Origin of the sequence: Planococcus soli (assembly GCF_016881065.1) — a bacterium.
Lineage (GTDB): Bacteria > Bacillota > Bacilli > Bacillales_A > Planococcaceae > Planococcus > Planococcus soli.
Map to the genome: position 1 here is coordinate 125,256 of NZ_WXYN01000011.1, position 16,184 is coordinate 141,439.

16 protein-coding genes and 1 riboswitch are annotated in these 16,184 nt (G+C 45.7%); of the genes, 13 read left to right on the plus strand and 3 right to left on the minus strand.

The annotated features are described in order from the left end of the window. The first annotated feature begins 326 nt into the window (after positions 1–326). Positions 327–1,823 carry a glycine betaine uptake BCCT transporter gene (locus GJB59_RS05135; RefSeq protein WP_142828897.1) on the plus strand — a complete coding sequence of 499 codons (1,497 nt, stop codon included), beginning with the start codon at positions 327–329 and terminating at the stop codon, positions 1,821–1,823. Positions 1,824–1,902: 79 nt separating this feature from the next. Beyond that, positions 1,903–2,802, plus strand: coding sequence for a 5'-3' exonuclease (locus tag GJB59_RS05140; RefSeq protein ID WP_142828899.1), 900 nt, complete (start codon positions 1,903–1,905; stop codon positions 2,800–2,802). Here the strand turns inward: GJB59_RS05140 and GJB59_RS05145 are convergent. From GJB59_RS05145 to GJB59_RS05155, 3 genes are all read right to left on the minus strand, one after another. After that, a complete protein-coding gene (locus GJB59_RS05145) occupies positions 2,780–3,295 on the minus strand; it encodes a C39 family peptidase (protein ID WP_142828901.1) in 516 nt (171 codons plus the stop codon). The genes GJB59_RS05140 and GJB59_RS05145 overlap by 23 nt on opposite strands. Positions 3,296–3,323: 28 nt before the next feature. After that, on the minus strand, positions 3,324–3,788 hold the full coding sequence (locus tag GJB59_RS05150) for an STAS domain-containing protein (protein ID WP_142828903.1): 465 nt from the start codon (positions 3,786–3,788) through the stop codon (positions 3,324–3,326). A gap of 151 nt (positions 3,789–3,939) precedes the next feature. Next, positions 3,940–4,260, minus strand: coding sequence for a thioredoxin family protein (locus GJB59_RS05155; protein ID WP_142828905.1), 321 nt, complete (start codon positions 4,258–4,260; stop codon positions 3,940–3,942). Positions 4,261–4,470: 210 nt separating this feature from the next. Here GJB59_RS05155 and GJB59_RS05160 point away from each other — a divergent pair, with 210 nt between their 5' ends. From GJB59_RS05160 to GJB59_RS05210, 11 genes are all read left to right on the plus strand, one after another. Continuing rightward, positions 4,471–6,855, plus strand: coding sequence for a 3-hydroxyacyl-CoA dehydrogenase/enoyl-CoA hydratase family protein (locus GJB59_RS05160; protein WP_142828907.1), 2,385 nt, complete (start codon positions 4,471–4,473; stop codon positions 6,853–6,855). A 28-nt stretch (positions 6,856–6,883) separates the two neighbouring features. Then, positions 6,884–8,059, plus strand: a complete 1,176-nt coding sequence (locus GJB59_RS05165) for an acetyl-CoA C-acetyltransferase (protein WP_142828909.1) — start codon at positions 6,884–6,886, stop codon at positions 8,057–8,059. Between the two features lie 366 nt (positions 8,060–8,425). Next, a complete protein-coding gene (locus GJB59_RS05170; protein WP_142828911.1) occupies positions 8,426–10,207 on the plus strand; it encodes an acyl-CoA dehydrogenase FadE in 1,782 nt (593 codons plus the stop codon). A gap of 106 nt (positions 10,208–10,313) precedes the next feature. Next, entirely contained in the window at positions 10,314–10,667 is a 354-nt protein-coding gene (locus GJB59_RS05175) for an arsenate reductase family protein (protein WP_142828913.1), read from the plus strand. Positions 10,668–10,746: 79 nt separating this feature from the next. Beyond that, entirely contained in the window at positions 10,747–11,127 is a 381-nt protein-coding gene (gene gcvH, locus GJB59_RS05180; RefSeq protein WP_142828915.1) for a glycine cleavage system protein GcvH, read from the plus strand. A gap of 249 nt (positions 11,128–11,376) precedes the next feature. Continuing rightward, positions 11,377–11,715, plus strand: a complete 339-nt coding sequence (locus GJB59_RS05185; RefSeq protein WP_142828917.1) for a ribonuclease M5 — start codon at positions 11,377–11,379, stop codon at positions 11,713–11,715. Between the two features lie 5 nt (positions 11,716–11,720). Then, positions 11,721–12,047, plus strand: a complete 327-nt coding sequence (locus GJB59_RS05190) for a thioredoxin family protein (protein WP_142828919.1) — start codon at positions 11,721–11,723, stop codon at positions 12,045–12,047. A 33-nt stretch (positions 12,048–12,080) separates the two neighbouring features. Beyond that, a riboswitch (SAM riboswitch) is annotated at positions 12,081–12,185 on the plus strand. 87 nt (positions 12,186–12,272) lie between these two features. Then, entirely contained in the window at positions 12,273–13,298 is a 1,026-nt protein-coding gene (locus GJB59_RS05195; RefSeq protein WP_142828921.1) for a methionine ABC transporter ATP-binding protein, read from the plus strand. Further along, complete coding sequence (locus GJB59_RS05200) at positions 13,291–13,959, plus strand: methionine ABC transporter permease (RefSeq protein WP_142828923.1); 669 nt, start codon at positions 13,291–13,293, stop codon at positions 13,957–13,959. The genes GJB59_RS05195 and GJB59_RS05200 overlap by 8 nt, the downstream gene beginning before the upstream one ends. Positions 13,960–14,007: 48 nt before the next feature. Then, complete coding sequence (locus GJB59_RS05205; protein WP_142828925.1) at positions 14,008–14,820, plus strand: MetQ/NlpA family ABC transporter substrate-binding protein; 813 nt, start codon at positions 14,008–14,010, stop codon at positions 14,818–14,820. Between the two features lie 157 nt (positions 14,821–14,977). Then, a complete protein-coding gene (locus GJB59_RS05210) occupies positions 14,978–16,150 on the plus strand; it encodes a dicarboxylate/amino acid:cation symporter (protein WP_142828927.1) in 1,173 nt (390 codons plus the stop codon). The last annotated feature ends 34 nt before the right edge of the window (positions 16,151–16,184 follow it).

Sequence of the window (16,184 nt, forward strand, 5' to 3'; positions counted from 1 at the left end):
GCGGTCTTATCGCAAAGAAATGTTTTCTAAATGAAAACGATTTGGTTGATCCGTACAAAAAGGGCATCAGTATGTCGAATTTTCAGTAAAATTATTTTTGGATTTTCCCAAGGCTTTTTAGGGACAGCAGGTTTGACAGGACAGGAAATCTTCCGTATCCTTTACACTTGTGATAAAGAGAAACTTCAGTTCAGTGGGGTTCTTCATTCGCCGCTGGTTTTTAGTTGATCAATTCGGTCTTTAACGGTCAGGGGGCTCCCGCTATAAAAAGTGGGGGTCTTGCTGGGCGTTGAAGCGGAACAAAAAAGAAAAAGGAGGGGTACTATATGAAGAAAGTAACCAATGTTTTTTGGATTGCTCTTGCACTCGTATTATTGGCCATTGGCTATGGCGCATTTGCACCCGATAATTTTGCAGAAGTTACCGGGAATATAGAATCATTCCTGACAACTTCGTTTGGATGGTATTATTTATTGATAGTTTCCATCATGGTTTTATTCTGTCTATTTTTCCTTATCAGTCCGATGGGGCAAATTAAATTAGGCAAAGACACAGACAAGCCCGAGTTTTCATTTGGGACATGGATTGCCATGCTGTTTTCAGCAGGAATGGGAATCGGTCTTGTGTTCTGGGGAGCAGCAGAACCGTTGTCGCATTTTGCGATTGACCCGGCAACTGCAGAACCTGGAAGCGCAGAAGCAATGCGTGAATCAATGCGTTTCAGCTTTTTCCACTGGGGAATTCACGCATGGGCTATTTACGCCGTAGTGGCGTTGGCACTTGCTTATTCCCAGTTCCGAAAAGGGGAACCCGGATTGGTTTCCGCAACCTTGAAACCTTTGTTCGGTGACAAGATGAAGGGGCCATGGGGGACACTTGTTGACGCTATTGCTGTTTTTGCAACAGTTGTTGGTGTCGCAACTACTCTGGGCTTTGGTGCTATTCAAATTAATGGAGGCCTGGCTTTCTTATTTGACGGCATACCGGGAGACAATTTCATCGTTCAATTGATCATCATCGCCATTGTAACGGTTCTGTTCATGATTTCGGCATGGTCTGGTTTGAGCAAAGGGATCAAGTATCTGTCCAACACCAACATGGTGCTGGCAGTGGTCTTGCTTCTGGCGGTTATTATCCTTGGACCAACCCTATTGATTATGAACATGTTCACCGATACAATCGGCACGTACTTCCAGAACCTGGTTGAGATGAGTTTCCGTGCAGGTCCTATTGATGGTGAAAACCGCGCCTGGATCGATGGATGGACCATCTTCTATTGGGCTTGGTGGATATCTTGGGCACCATTCGTTGGTATTTTCATTGCACGCGTATCCAGAGGACGGACAATTCGCCAGTTCCTATTAGGCGTTTTGATGATTCCGACCTTTATCAGCTTTCTTTGGTTCGCTGCTTTTGGTACAACGGCGATCGATGTACAAAACAGTGGTGTGGATCTGACAGGATTGTTGACTGAAGAGACATTGTTCGCGGTTTTTGCTGAATTGCCTCTGGGTGTTCTGCTGTCAGTCATTGCGATTTTCCTGATTACAACGTTCTTCGTCACTTCTGCCGATTCTGCGACATTTGTTCTTGGAATGCAGACAACAGGCGGTTCGTTGCATCCGCAAAATTCAGTGAAATTGACATGGGGGATTGCCCAATCGGCAATCGCTGTTATCTTATTGTCAACTGGCGGGCTTGATACATTGCAGACCGTGCTGATCATTGCGGCATTCCCGTTCTCGATCATCATGCTGCTGATGATGGCATCCTTCTACAAAGCATTGAATATTGAATACAAAGCCATAAAACGCAAACGTTAAAACCGCCGCTTCGGCGGTTTTTTCATTGGAAAAGCGGTATAATGGATGTCAGGCAATAACAGGATGGAGGATTTGGAGTATGGAAAAACCGCACGTATTATTAGTGGATGGAATGGCGCTGCTGTTCCGGTCATTTTTCGCAACATCGGCTGTCGGACAATATTTCCGGACGACTGAAGGTTTGGCAACAAATGGCGTACAGGGATTTGCCAGACACGTACTGGCCGCTAAAACAATGATGAAGCCGACTCACATGGCAGTTTGCTGGGATATGGGAGCACGGACGTTCAGAACAGATCTGTTCGACGGCTATAAAGCTAACCGTCCGGCCCCTCCGGAAGACATGATGCACCAGTTTGATCTGGCCCAATTGGTTTCCGAGCAGCTTGGCTGGAAAAATTACGGCGAAGCTGGAATTGAAGCGGATGATTTTATCGGCTCTTTCACCAAGCAATGGCAGGACCAGGTGGATTTCACGATTATTACCGGTGATAAGGATATGCTTCAGCTGCTGACGCCTTCGGTCAATATTGCATTTATGAAAAAAGGATTTCATGTTTACGATGTTTACACAGAAGCGCGGTTCGTCGAAGAATATGGCATACAGCCTGCACAATTCGCGGATGTCAAAGCGTTCATGGGCGATCCGAGCGATGGCTATCCGGGAGTCAAAGGGATCGGACCGAAGACTGCGCTTCAGCTCATTCAAAATTACGGTTCAACTGACGGTGTCCTCGACGCCACAGATGAGTTAAAACCCGCGCAGAAAAAGAAAATTGACGAGCATAAAGAAATGCTGCTGCTATCAAAAAAACTGGCTGTCATCAAATGTGACATCCAGTTGGAGGTGCCCTTGGAGAAACTAGCGGTTTCTTCCTACACCCAAGATCATATTCAATTGTGCCGTGACCAGCAATTGCTGCTGCTTGCCAAACAACTGGAGAAAGACGTTGGCATCACTGCCGATCCTTGGGCATAATCTTTACAAAGGTCAGCACTTTACGATTTTCCAAATAAGAAACCGTCCGCATTTTGCTGGGGCGGTTTTTTTGTCCGTTGTCGTGAATATAGAGGAGCAGTTCGCCACCTTCCTGTTTAAAGCCGATCAGGGGCACCCAGTGGTAGCTATAAGCCGGTTTTGTAAACCATTGAAGGGTGAAATACCGGTCGAACTTCATGGCAAGCGGCCGACCCGCTAATAATTCTTCCTTCACTTCTTCGATGTTCCGAACTTTTACTGCTTCATAGCGTGGTCCAGCAATTTTGTGAAAGTTCCTTAGCAGCCTCCAGGTAAATAAGCCGATGGGGGTCGCGCCAAGAAGCCGGTACAGCTCATTGGTGCCGATTTCCAGCCCTTCGTGAAACTGGAGAATGGACGCCGCAGTAACAGGTCCACAGGCAGAAGAGCGGTATTTTTTGAGGATAGCCTCATCGTGCTGGGACAGTCCTTGAAAAGCAATCAGTTTCTTCACTGCAGCCACCTCCTGAATCTAAACAGCCTTAACGTTTGGACAGCAATTGATCATTTTCAGTAAGCAGTTGCTGCAAAGCAATTCGGAAAGTCGTATACACTTCCAGCTCCACCTGAATTCCGGCATGGACGATTTCACGAACAAAGAGGGGGTTAAAGCCTGCATAAATTGCTCGCAGTCCCATCAAGCTCAAAGCTGAATTTAATTGGCTTAGTTCACTGGCCAACCCGTTGTAGTCAAATTCGGCGATATCGTCCGCCGTCACACCTGTAAAGTCGAAAACAACACGTTCCGTATCCCGGTGCTTTTCCGCATACTTTAAAACCTTGCTGCGGATCATATCAAAGCGGTCCTGAAAAATGAAACCGGCGATCGGAACTAGAATGGTTCTCGGAACAATTGATGGGATGATAGGGGCTGACATATTCTTAATCAGTTTTTCGTAATATACCACTTGCTCTTTTAACTCTTTAATTTCTTGCTGTGAATCCATTTATATACCTCCGGAGTAGTTAGTAATAGGCAAGTGCAAATTGAGTAGACCGAGCTATCCCTTCGGATAGATGAGCCGGGCAGCCTAGTATCATTGGCCATCCCGCAACAACTCAATTTAATTGGAGCGAAAAAAAGGAGCAGGCAGGGGCCTACTCGTTTTGGTCGTTCAAAAACTCAGTTACTGATTCGGGTGATTTAGCGTTGGCACTGTGAAGATGAGCTGTTTTTTCGCCGTCTTTAAAGATCAGCAGGCTCGGTATGCCCATAACGTCATATTTTTCAGCAAGGTCTGGCAGCTCATCGCGGTTGACATCAACCCATTGATATTGGTTGAATTCTTCGATGATCGGGTCGATGAACATATCCATGCGCGTGCAATCTGGGCACCAGCCAGCTTGGAATTTCACGATTACCGGTTGTGTACCATTTATAACTTCAGTGAATTGTTCGTTTGTAACGATTGATTTCATTTGTATTGCCTCCTTATAGGTTCTCTTTCAGTTTACCGTGCTTTGGCTAAATCGCAAAGAATTTGTTCTTGAAAATTTAAGGGAATTTTTAACGATTAAATATTGCGAAAAAAGAAAATATAACTTACACTAAGGACATAGAGAACGTTCTATTTTTTTTAATTAAAAAATGAATGAGTATTCATTCAAAAATTCAAGGAGGGTTTGCTAGTGGCTTACCAAATTAGAAAAGCGGCTGTACTCGGTTCAGGTGTTATGGGTTCGGGAATTGCAGCGCACCTTGCAAATATTGGAATACCTGTACTATTGCTTGATATTGTCCCGCGTGAATTGACTAAGGAAGAACAGGCAAAAGGCGCAACTCTTGAAGACAAAGCAGTGCGCAATCGGATTGCAGCCGGTTCTATCCAGAAACTGCTCAAGCAGAAGCCGGCTCCACTAACCGCGAAAAAGAATCTTCAGCTGATCACACCAGGGAATCTGGAAGACGATCTGGAAAAGTTAAAAGACGTTGATTGGATCATTGAAGTTATTGTGGAGAACCTTGACGTAAAAAAATCCTTATACGAAAAAATCGATGGCGTCAGAAGAGACGGCACCATCATTTCTTCCAATACATCAGGCATCAGCATCAACGCGATGGTGGAAGGGCGCTCAGACGATTTCAGCAAGCATTTCCTGGGAACCCACTTTTTCAATCCGCCGCGCTACCTGAAACTGCTTGAAGTGATTCCTGCGAATACTACTGCCCCGGAAGTGGTAGAGTTTATGACAATCTTCGGCGAAGACCGTTTAGGCAAAGGCGTAGTAATCGCCAAAGATACGCCAAACTTTATCGCTAACCGGATCGGCACATATGGTTTATTGGTGACCTTGCGTGAAATGATGGCGCGCGGCTATTCAATCGGCGAAGTGGACTCGGTAACAGGACCATTGATCGGCCGTCCGAAATCAGCAACTTTCCGCACTTTAGATGTGGTCGGGCTCGATACGTTTATGCACGTAGCCAAAAATGTCTATGACCAAACTTCAGGTGAAGAACAACAAGTGTTTAGAGCCCCGGAATTCATGGCCAAGATGGTTCAAAATGGTTGGCTCGGAGCAAAATCAGGACAAGGATTCTTCTTGAAAAAAGATAAAGAGATTTTAGAGCTGGATCCAGAAACCTTGGAGTACCGCGCAGCCGGTAAATTGAAAACGCCTTCACAGGAAATGGCCAAGCAGCAAAAAGGCCTGGCAGCTAAAATGAAAACGCTTGTCTATGCAGAAGACCGGACGGGGGAGCTGCTTTGGAGCATATTCGCTCCGACATTGCGCTATTCGGCCGAACTGACTGGAGAAATTGCAGACGACATCGTGGCAATCGACAATGCCATGAAATGGGGCTTTGGCTGGGAACAAGGGCCTTTTGAAACGTGGGACGCAATCGGCGTCAAAAAGTCAGTAGAGAAAATGAAGCAGGAGGGACATCCGGTTCCTGCATTCGTGCAGGCTTTGCTCGACAGCGGAAACGAAACCTTCTATAAAGAAGAAAATGGTGACCTTCATTTCTTTGACGGCACGAGCTACCAGCCCGTACCGGTCAATGAAAAAGTCATCGACTTGAAGCGCTACAAGAAAAAGCATGGCGTCATCAAATCGAATTCAGGTGCAAGCCTGATTGATCTTGGCGACGGAATTGCCTTGCTGGAATTCCATTCCCGCTCAAATGCCATCGGCTTGGACATCATGCAAATGATCAATTTTGCAGTGGACGAAGTAGAGAAAAACTTCAAAGGGCTTGTCATCGGAAACCAAGGCAAAAACTTCTGCGTGGGTGCCAACCTCGGCATGATCCTGATGGAAGCACAAGACGACAATATTTTCGAACTTGATTTCACAATCAAAACCTTCCAAAATGCCATGATGAAGATCAAATACAGCAACAAACCAGTTGTAGCTGCGCCGTTTGGCATGTCGCTTGGAGGCGGGGCAGAAGTGGCATTGCCGGCTGCGCACATCCAAGCTTCAATGGAAACCTACATGGGATTAGTGGAAGCGGGTGTCGGGCTGATTCCTGGCGGCGGCGGAAACAAAGAGCTTTATATGAAGCAGTTGAAAGGCTTGCCGCATGGCGTGACCGTGGACTATCAGAACATTGCCAGCAAAGTCTTCGAATCGATTGCGATGGCCAAAGTCTCGACTTCAGCAGAAGAAGCACGTGAAACCAACTTCCTGAACTTCGTAGATGGCATCAGCGTTAATAGCGATCACTTGATTTATGATGCAAAGCAAGCGGCTCTGTCGCTCTATGAAAATGGCTACCAAGCGCCATTGCGTGAAAAAGTGCCAGTCACTGGCGAACCTGGCTACGCGACCCTGTTACTGGGGGCAGAAGGCATGTTCATTTCTGGCTATATCAGTGAATACGACTTGAAAATCGCCAAAAAACTGGCGTTTGTCCTGTCAGGCGGAAAAGTTCCATACGGTACGAAAGTGGATGAGCAGTACTTGCTTGACCTCGAACGCCAGGCATTTTTAAGCCTAGTGGCTGAACCGAAAACCCAGCAGCGCATGCAGCATATGCTGGTCAAAGGAAAACCATTACGCAATTAATCGTTGATCATAAAAGGAGGAAATTTACATGCGTGAAGCAGTAATCGTGGCCAGTGCTCGAACACCGGTCGGAAAAGCGGCAAAAGGCTCTTTAGCGACTGTACGTCCGGATGATTTCGGGGCATTGGTTGTTAGAGAAGCGCTACAGCGGGCAGGCGGATACGATGGGCCAATTGATGATTTGATCATGGGCTGCGCCATGCCGGAAGCAGAGCAGGGCATGAATATCGCCCGCAATATCGGAGCACTTGCAGGATTGCCGGATACGGTATCAGCCGTCACCGTCAACCGCTTCTGTTCTTCAGGACTTCAATCGATCGCCTATGCAGCAGAACGCATCATGGTCGGTTCAGCGGAAGCTATCATTGCAGGCGGTGTGGAGTCGATGAGCATGGTGCCGATGATGGGCAACGTCATCCGCCCCAATGCAAAATTAGCTGAAACAGCACCTCAATACTATATGAGCATGGGCCATACGGCAGAACAAGTGGCGACTCAATATGGCATCAGCCGTGAAGATCAGGATGCATTTTCAGTCCGCTCGCATGAAAAAGCTGCAGCGGCCATTGCAGCCGGCCACTTCAATGAAGAAGTAGTTCCGGTCGAAGTGACAAAACGATATGTAGATGAAAACAATAAATACCAGGAGAAATCCTTTATGTTCGAAATGGATGAAGGCGTACGCCACGGCACCAGCATTCAAACCTTGAACAAATTGCGCTCTGCCTTCTCGGCACGCGGAACAGTTACCGCTGGAAACTCTTCGCAAACGTCTGACGGTGCCGGTGCCTTGCTGGTCATGGACCGTGAAAAAGCAGAAGCACTGGGCTTAAAGCCAATCGCTAAATTCCGTTCATTCGCAACAGGCGGCGTACCGCCGGAAGTCATGGGAATCGGTCCTGTTGTCGCGATTCCAAAAGCTTTGAAATTGGCTGGATTGACAATCGACGACATTGACGTCTGGGAATTGAACGAAGCGTTCGCTTCGCAGTCGCTTGGTGTCATCCGGACGCTTGGTTTGGATATCGACAAAGTCAACTTCAACGGAGGAGCCATTGCACTTGGCCATCCGCTGGGCGCGACCGGCTCAATCCTGACAATTCGCATGATGAGCGAATTGAAACGCCAAGGTAAACAGTTCGGCGTCGTCACCATGTGCATCGGTGGAGGAATGGGCGCAGCAGGCGTCTTTGAAATGCTGTAGAAATAGATTTCAGAACTAAAGAGTAGAGTAGGTCTGAAGAAATCGCTTCAGGAGGACGCTTTCGGGCCCGCAGGATGCGGGTCATGCAGCTAGCGCGATCCCCCAGGAGTCACCGCCTTCCGCTCAATCTTCTTAGTTTCAAACTGTACTCTATTAGAGAGTGAAGAATTAGAGGATTTTATTTAGAGATGTGACTACTAGCGCCGGCGCGTCCAGGGGCTAGGCGAAGCAAGAAGACAGGTGTACTTTACCTGGCTTTTTGCGGGAGCCATGCCCAAAGCGACCGAAGCGGATTAAAAATGATAATTCTTTTGCGCAACTTAAAGCATATTCATATAAGCAATTACAAAATAGGAGGAATACAAAATGGAACAATCAAAAACATTGATCAAAGGCGGTAGCTTCTTAATCGAAGACGCAGATCTGTCACGTGTGTTCACACCGGAAGATTTTACGGAAGAGCAAAAAATGATCGCCAAGACGACGGAGGATTACGTCAACACGGAAGTAATGCCAGTCGTTGAAAACCTGGAAAACCACGAGTTCGAGCATTCAGTCCGTTTGTTGAAAACAGCTGGAGAACTTGGCCTTTTGGGTGCAGACGTTCCGGAACAATACGGCGGTTTAGGGTTGGATAAGATCGCTTCTGCGCTGATTGCTGAAAAAATGTCCAAAGCAGGCGGCTTCTCGATCACTCACGGCGCACACGTTGGCATCGGTTCATTGCCGATCGTTCTTTTCGGCAATGAAGAACAAAAACAAAGCTATTTGCCGCGCTTGGCGACAGGCGAAATGATTGCAGCATACGCATTGACTGAGCCGAGCTCAGGATCGGATGCACTTGGTGCGAAAACAGTAGCCAAACTGAACGAAGCAGGAACGCATTACGTCTTGAACGGCGAGAAACAATGGATCACTAATGCCGGATTTGCGGATGTCTTCGTGGTTTATGCAAAAATTGACGGTGACAAATTCTCGGCCTTTATCGTAGAACGCGAATTCCCTGGCGTATCTGTTGGGCCGGAAGAAAAGAAAATGGGCATTAAATCTTCTTCTACACGGACATTGGTCTTGCAGGACGCTGAAGTTCCTGTGGAAAACCTGTTGGGCGAAGCAGGACGCGGCCATATTATTGCGTTTAACATCCTGAACATCGGCCGCTACAAATTGGGAGTCGGCACAATTGGTGCTTCCAAGCGCGCCATGGAATTGACGATTCCTTATACAAATCAGCGCCAGCAGTTCAAGACGCCGATTTCTTCATTCAATTTGACGCGCGAGAAATTGGCGACAATGGCTTCTAAATTATATGCCGTTGAAAGTTCGGTTTACCGCACAGTTGGATTGTTCGAAGACCGCATGAGCGGATTTACGGATGAGCAGCATGCAGACGGCAAGTTGGTTGCCGACTCGATTGCTGAATTCGCAGTGGAATGTTCACTTAATAAATTCTTCGGTACGGAAACATTGGATTATATTGTGGACGAAGGCGTCCAATTGCACGGGGGCTACGGCTTTATGCAGGAATACGAAATTGAGCGCATTTACCGCGATTCACGCATCAACCGTATTTTTGAAGGAACAAATGAAATCAACCGTTTGCTTGTTCCGGGAACTCTATTGCGCAAAGCGATGAAAGGCGAACTGCCATTGTTGCAGCATGCGCAGCAGCTTCAAGAAGAGCTGTTGATGATGATGCCGGAAGAAGTGGGCACAGAAGCATTGGCTCAGGAAAAATACTTGGTGAAAAATGCGAAGAAAATTGCATTGCTGGCAGCCGGGCTTGCGGCTCAGACTTACGGTACGAAATTGGAAGCGGAGCAGGAAGTGCTTGTTAACATCGCAGACATCGTCAGCAACGTCTTTGCAATGGAATCAGTAGTTCTGCGTACAGAAAAGGCGATTGCTGCATCAGGTGAAGAAAAAGCCAAGCAGAAACTGCTGTACACACAGATCTACTGCCAGGAAGCATTTGATCAGATCGAAAAGGATGCGAAAGAAACATTGATTGCTGCCATCGAAGGCGATAACCAGCGCATGATGCTTTCAGCATTGCGCAAATTGACTCGTTCAACGCCTTATAACGTCATTGCGAAAAAACGCGAAGCGGCTGTCAAGCTGATTGACGTCGAGAAATACGTCGTTTAATAGATGCTGAAAAACAGGCAAACCCGAGCTCTTTGGGTTTGCCCTTTTTTTATTCGTCGACCGATCTCTCTCTTTTTGGTAAGCTTGAAAAAAAGGAGGTTCCAAATTGATTACATATTATGCATATCCGAAATGTACAACTTGCCGAAAAGCGAAAAGCTGGCTGGAACAGAATAATGTGGAATATAGTGAAGTCCACATTGCAGAAAATCCACCTACAAAAGAACAGTTGACTGAGATCTATCAGGCAAGCGGATTGGAATTGAAAAAATTTTTCAACACGAGCGGTTTGGTTTATCGTTCGCTGAGCCTGAAAGACAAGCTGTCGGACATGAACGAACAGCAGCAACTAGAGCTCCTGGCTTCAGACGGCATGCTGATCAAACGGCCGCTCGCCTGGGATGGCAAACGGGTGACGCTTGGGTTTAAGGAAGAAGACTATCAAAACAGCTGGTTGTAGTACTCCGCGCCATCTTGTGTTTCACAGCTGTTTATGTCAAACTGAAATTGAATAGACTACATAATTTGGAGGGGTCAAGATGAGCACACCAGCAGAACTTCGTTATTCAAAAGAACATGAATGGGTCAAAATCGAAGACGGCAATGCACGTATCGGAATCACCCATTTTGCACAGGCTGAATTGGGAGATATCGTTTTTGTCGAGCTTCCGCAAGTTGGCGACGAATTGAAAAAAGACCAGCCCTTCGGCAGTGTTGAATCCGTTAAAACGGTTTCGGAATTATATGCACCCATCAGCGGCAAAGTGGTCGAGGTCAACTCTGAGCTTGAAGACAGCCCGGAATTCGTCAATGAGTCACCTTACGAACAGGCTTGGATGGTGGTTATCGAAGCCCCTTCAGAAGAAGAAGTCAACGAATTGATGACTGCAGACCAATACAAAGAAATGATTAATGAGTAATCCTGGAAAGCGCCGATGTTTTGGCGCTTTTTTTTGTCCATGTTTCTTTTGATGCTTCCAATAAGATGAGAAAATAGACGAAAGCTGAAATCATTGTTATTTTTAAAATGACAAACTAAGCTGCCGGTGCATTAAAAAAAGGGTGGCCAGATATTCCGTATCAAGCTGCTTTTCTTGAAAGTTCAGCCAAAATTAGTATAGTTGAATAACAGGACTTTTCTTATTCTATAGCCGATGGGGTGAGTGTTTATGGGAAAGGTGATCGTGGTCGAGGGAATCAGCGATAAGTCGAGGATTGCACCGCTCATTGCAGAACCCGTGACGATTCTTTGCACAAATGGTACAGTAAGTGCATCGAGACTGGAAGAATTACTGTTGCCATACGAAGGCCAGGATATCATCATATTAGTGGATGCAGACCCTTCAGGAGAAAAGTTGCGGAAGCTGGTCAAACGTGAATTTCCCGAAGCCCGCCATTTTTATGTCAACCGGAGCTATAAGGAAGTTGCTGCAACGCCGCTCCGTATCTTGATGGATGTGCTCATCGCAGCGAATGTCCAGGTCAATAAGCTATTGATAGAGGGATGAAGAAGATGAAGGAATGGACGCATAAAGACTGGATCAAAGAAAAGAATACAAAACACATCACGGCATTTTATCTATACACGCCCATGTGCGGAACCTGCCAAGTGGCTTCGAAGATGTTGAACGTGGTAGAAGAATTGCTGCCTGACTTGCAGATGGGCAAAGCAAACTTAAATTATGTCCAGGAAATCGCAGGCTTATACCAAGTGGAAAGTGTGCCGTGCCTGCTGATTACAGAAGATGGCAAAATCAAGGAAAAAGTTTACGCTTTCCAATCGGTCCCAAATTTATATAGCAAGTTGAAATCTGTTGACGAATATAGCCCATCGTGGTAAATTGAGATTCTGATTAAATAATTTCATATCGAACTCTTATTAAGAGTGGTGGAGGGAAGTGCCCTATGAAGCCCGGCAACCGTCATGAAAATGAAATGGTGCCAAATCACACGAAGCGAAAGCTTTGGAAGATGAGAGATTGGTTTCCGTATATATACGTTTGCCCTTCTGCTCAGTTCTGCGCGGAAGGGTTTTTATTTTTTAGAATGTAGGGGTGTTCAAAGAATGATTGAGTTAAAAAAAGTGACGAAAAAGTTTGATACGGGTAAGGCAGTTCTTACGGCTGTTGACGAAGTCGATTTATCCATTTCCGACGGTGAGATATTCGGCATCATCGGATACAGTGGAGCTGGTAAAAGTACTTTGATCCGTTTATTGAATGGATTGGAAAAACCGACTTCAGGGACAGTGGAAATTAACGGACAGACCATTACAGCGATAAAAGGCGGAGAATTGCGCAAGGCCCGCCAAAAAGTCAGCATGATCTTCCAGCATTTCAACTTGCTGTGGTCCCGTACAGTAAAAGAAAATATTGAGTTTCCATTGGAGATTGCAGGAGTGTCAAAAGCACAGCGTGGCAAACGGGTGCAGGAGCTGATCGAGCTGGTCGGCTTGACTGGCCGTGAAAATGCTTATCCTTCGGAACTTTCAGGGGGGCAAAAACAGCGCGTCGGCATTGCCCGTGCATTGGCAAATGATCCGGAAGTCCTGTTATGTGACGAAGCAACTTCTGCACTCGACCCGGAAACTACCGATGCCATCCTGGATTTGCTGGTGGATATCAACAAGCGTCTAGGCTTGACAATTGTTTTGATTACGCATGAAATGCATGTCATCCGAAAAATTTGCCACCGTGTGGCAGTCATGGAAGGCGGCCGGGTTGTTGAACTCGGCGACGTCCTGAATGTTTTCCAATCACCGAAAGAAGAAATCACTAAGCGTTTTGTAGCACAAGTGACCGATTCCGGCGATTCACAGGAAACAATCAAACATCTGCGGGAATTGTATCCGACAGGTGAACTGGTGAAATTGGTTTTTGTCGGCGATCAAACCGAGCAGCCAATCCTGACAAAATTGATACGCAGCCATTCTGTCGAAGTTAACATTGTCCAAGGCAACATCTCGCACACGCAGCGAGGAGCTTACGGCACGCTGATTTTGCAGTTAAAAGGCTCAGCAGCAGAAATTGAAGAAGCATTGGCATTCCTTCGTTTAGAAGATGTCCAAGCGGAGGTGATGGACAATGATTGAATCATTATTCCCAAACGTAGACTGGGACAGCATGTGGGAAGCCACTCTTGAAACACTTTACATGACGACGATATCGACTTTATTTACATTTATTATTGGGTTAGCACTTGGGATTCTGTTGTTTTTGACAGCGCCTAAGCAATTATGGGCAAACAAAGTGGTCAATTGGTTAACTGGCGCATTCGTCAACGTATTCCGCTCGATTCCATTTATCATTTTAATCATTCTATTAATCCCATTAACATTATTACTTATGGGAACAATTCGTGGACCTAATGCAGCTTTACCGGCATTGATAATTGGTTCAGCTCCATTTTATGCGCGAATGGTCTTGATCGCGTTAAAAGAAATCGATAAAGGCGTCATTGAAGCAGCTCGGTCAATGGGCGCGACAACTGGCACAATTATTTGGAAAGTATTATTACCAGAATCGAAACCCGCGTTAATCTCTGGTATTACAGTTACGGCTATCGCATTAGTTGGCTATACAGCCATGGCAGGAATTATCGGCGCAGGTGGTCTTGGTACACTTGCTTTCCTAGATGGCTTCCAACGAAGTCGTGAAGACGTCACATTGATGGCAACAATCTTAATTTTAATTATTGTCTTTATCATTCAATATATTGGTGATTTAGTCACAATTAAAGCTGACAAACGGTAAAAACGGATTTTCCGTTCTATAAATAACACATTAAAGGGAGAGATTAAGATGAAGAAATTTGTAGTAGGAACAGCGTTAACAGCATTAGTATTAGCAGGATGCGGAAACGGTGGAGCGAGCGAAGAAGAATCTGCAACATTACGCGTAGGAGCTTCTAACGTGCCTCACGCTGAAATTTTAGAAAAAGTGAAGCCTATGCTTGAAGAACAAGGAATTGACTTAGAAATCGAAACGTATCAGGATTATATCCTGCCAAATAAAGATTTAGAGTCTGGTGAAATTGATGCCAACTATTTCCAAACGGTGCCTTACTTAGAGACTCAAATAGCTGATAATGGTTATGAGTTTGAAAATGCTGGAGGGATTCATATTGAACCAATCGGTGTTTATTCACAAAAATATGCTTCTCTTGATGAACTACCACAAGATGCAACCATTTTGATGAGCAACTCGGTATCGGAGCAGGGTCGTATTTTATCGCTGCTTGAGGTAGAAGGCTTAATCACATTGGCAGAAGGTGTGGATAAAACATCGGCTGAAGTGAGTGATATTGTTGAAAATCCGAAAAATTTACAGCTTGAGCCAGACTATGAAGCAGCTTTACTTGTTCAACTGTATGAATCGGGTGAAGGAGATGCAGTCTTGATCAACTCCAACTATGCAATTGATGCTGGCATCAGCCCTCTAGAAGATTCAATTGCAATAGAATCTTCTGATTCGCCATATGTAAATATTATTACTGTGCGTGCAGGTGATGAAGAAAACGAAAACATCACTGCATTAGTAGAAGTGTTGAAATCTCAGGAAATCAAAGACTTTATCCTGGAAGAATGGGGCGGCTCTGTCGTACCAGTTGAATAATCCAATATGATAAAAGCATCCCCCGTGGATGCTTTTTTATTTTGTTCAAATAATAAAAATATTGCGTGTTTTCTTATATACCTTACATTCTAAGAAGGTCTGTGCTACTTTTGAATAATATAAAACAAGCATTTGTACATATGAGGGGGACATGTTCATGAAATTCAATTTTGGTTTGCTGCCGCGTATTATTGTGGCAATTATTTTAGGGGTGCTAATTGGATTGATTGCACCAGAAGGTTTGGTGCGGGTGTTTGCGACGTTTACATCGCTCTTCGGTAATTTCTTAAACTTCGTCGTACCACTGATCATTCTCGGATTTATTGCTCCGGGAATTGCAAAATTAGGAAAAGGATCTGGCAAGCTGTTAGGAATGGCAACTGGAGTCGCTTATGCTTCTACAATTGCCGCAGGGACGTTAGCTTTCTTCGTTGCAATGGCGGTACTGCCTAATGTCATGACTGAAGGCTCTTTAAGCAGTATGGAAGATCCGGAAAATGCTTTGGCAGCGACTTTTATCGCGCTAGATATGCCGCCTGTTCTTGGCGTAATGTCTGCACTGATCTTGGCTTTCTTGCTGGGTATTGGGATGGCATCGACAGGGAGCAAAACGATGGCTTCATTCTTTGATGAGTTCCAGGCGATTATCGAAAAAACAATTTCCTACGTCATCATTCCTCTTCTGCCATTCCACATCTTTGGTATTTTTGCCAATATGGCTTATGGCGGAGCAGTGTTTGAGATTTTATCATTATTTGCTATCGTATTTGTGATCATCATCATTCTTCACTGGACCATGCTGTTGCTGCAATACTCAGCAGCTGGGGCTTTGAAAGGGACAAATCCTTTGGCAATCCTGAAAACTATGATGCCGGCTTATTTCACTGCACTTGGGACTCAATCTTCTGCAGCAACTATCCCGGTCACATTGCGCCAAGCGCGCAAATCCGGGGCCAATGAGCGGGTAGCAGACTTCACAGTTCCATTGTTTGCAACAATCCATTTATCCGGCAGCACGATTACGCTAGTCTCATGTGCCATTGGTGTTATGTTGCTGACAGGCGGAGTACCGACATTCGGCAGTTTCTTCCCCTTCATCTTAATGTTGGGTGTGACGATGATTGCAGCACCAGGAGTTCCGGGCGGCGCCGTTATGGCAGCTATCGGGTTGCTGGAAGTCATGCTTGGATTTGATGCCACGATGGTTGCCTTGATGATTGCTCTTTATATGGCACAGGACAGTTTTGGTACTGCCGCAAACGTAACCGGAGATGGTGCTTTAGCGCATATTGTCGACCGTTTCACCAATGGCCGAAAAAGTTTGGAATAATTGGATGATTCGACCAATTATGGCTATTTCAAAA